The 1,503-nt window shown below is 62.2% G+C and carries 1 protein-coding gene and 3 pseudogenes; 3 read left to right on the top strand and 1 reads right to left on the bottom strand.

Translation table 11 applies throughout. From position 1 onward, the window contains the following. The 3 genes and pseudogenes from JCM13995_RS13425 to JCM13995_RS16485 form a co-directional block, all read left to right on the top strand. Positions 1-616, top strand: a pseudogene (locus tag JCM13995_RS13425) (SDR family NAD(P)-dependent oxidoreductase); the annotation flags it as partial. 11 nt (positions 617-627) lie between these two features. Then, positions 628-840 (top strand): annotated as a pseudogene (locus JCM13995_RS16490) (lipopolysaccharide assembly protein LapA domain-containing protein); the annotation flags it as partial. Further along, positions 839-991 carry a hypothetical protein gene (locus JCM13995_RS16485; RefSeq protein WP_225350920.1) on the top strand — a complete coding sequence of 51 codons (153 nt, stop codon included), beginning with the start codon at positions 839-841 and terminating at the stop codon, positions 989-991. The pseudogene JCM13995_RS16490 and the gene JCM13995_RS16485, both read left to right, overlap by 2 nt. Before the next feature lie 52 nt (positions 992-1,043). On the opposite strand, the pseudogene JCM13995_RS13420 reads toward JCM13995_RS16485, so the two are convergent. Continuing rightward, positions 1,044-1,503 (bottom strand): annotated as a pseudogene (locus tag JCM13995_RS13420) (FGGY-family carbohydrate kinase); the annotation flags it as partial.

Raw genomic sequence — 1,503 nt, 5'->3', positions numbered from 1 at the left:
GGCCTACGCGTTTGTGTGCGACGTCGCGACCCGGTGGCGATCGAGGCCGTGGTGGCCCGCATCAGCCGCGACGTCGGCCCGGTCGACGTGCTGGTCAACGCGGCAGGCTTTGGCAATTTTGAAAACGCGGTCGACACCCCGATGGCTTTGGTCGAGAAAATGTTTCGGACCAATGTGCTCGGCTTGATGTACATGACGCAGCTGATCGGCCGCCAGATGATCGACGCGCGCCGCGGCCACATCATCAACATCGCCTCCATGGCCGGCAAAATGGCCACGCCAAAATCCGCAGTCTACTCCGCCACCAAGTACGCGGTGGTCGGCTTTTCCAACGGGCTGCGGCTGGAGCTCAAGCCGTTTGGGGTGCGGGTCACCACGGTCAATCCAGGGCCCATCAACACGGACTTCTTCACTGTGGCCCACGCCAATGACTACCTGGCGCGCGTGAACTTCATCGTGCTGGATCCGGATAAGCTGGCGGCGCGCATTGTGCGCAGCTTCCACCGGCGTGCGGGAGATCAACGCGCCGGCAGTCATGACGGCGGCTGCCAAGTTCTATGACCTGTTCCCGCACGTCGGTGACTTTTTGGCCGGCGGGTTGTTCAATCAGAAGTAGCGGAGGCTGCTATGAAAAATCAGCAACGCTTGATCGTCGGCCTGGTGCTGACGTTGGTTTTGATCGTGTTTGCCTTGCTTAACGGGCAAGGGGTGGCCGTCAATTTCTTCGGCGCTCAGTTCACCTGGCCGCTGATTGTCGTGATCGTCGTGTCAGTGCTGATCGGCGCCTTGATCACCGCGCTGGTTTCGACCGCCAGCATGAGCCAGAATAAAAAAAGCCTTGAAGGCGGCCCAAAAAGCGGCCGAGGACGCGCAGGCGGACGCCGCCAAGAACCTGCAGGACGCCACTGCCAAGCTGGAAGGGCAGGTCGCGGACCTGCAAAAGCAGCTGGCGGAAGCCCAAGGGCAATCTAAGGGCGACGAGCAGAAGTAAAGTCAAAAAAAAGAGGTTGCGCGAAGCAAATGATTTCGCGCAACCTCTTTTTTTAGTTTTGGGCCGGTTTGAAGGCCATGGTTGCCTGGACGGCCTGGCGCCAGCCGGCGTACAGCTGGTCGGCGCGCGCCGGCGCCATCTGCGGGGTGAATCTCGTCCCAATTTTGGCGATGTGCTGAAGGGCATCCGTATCGGGCCAGAACCCGACGGCCAAACCGGCGAGAAAGGCCGCGCCGAGACCGGTGGTTTCAAGGTTGGCCGCGCGCTCCAGCGGCGTTTGCAGCAGATCCGCCTGGAACTGCATCAGGTAGTCGTTGTTGGCTGCGCCGCCGTCGACCCGCAGCGTTTTCAGCGTGATGCCGGTGTCCTGCGCCATGGTTTCAACCACGTCGCGGGTCTGGTAGGCGAGCGACTGCAGGGTCGCCTTGATGAAGTCGTTGCGGGTGGTCCCGCGCGTCAGCCCGAACACGGCCCCCCGGCGTCCGGGTCCCAGTAGGGGGCGCCGAGGCCGG

Source organism: Lacticaseibacillus camelliae DSM 22697 = JCM 13995 (assembly GCF_001311195.1).
Taxonomy (GTDB): Bacteria; Bacillota; Bacilli; order Lactobacillales; family Lactobacillaceae; genus Lacticaseibacillus; species Lacticaseibacillus camelliae.
This window is presented reverse-complemented; position numbering and strand designations above follow the sequence as displayed.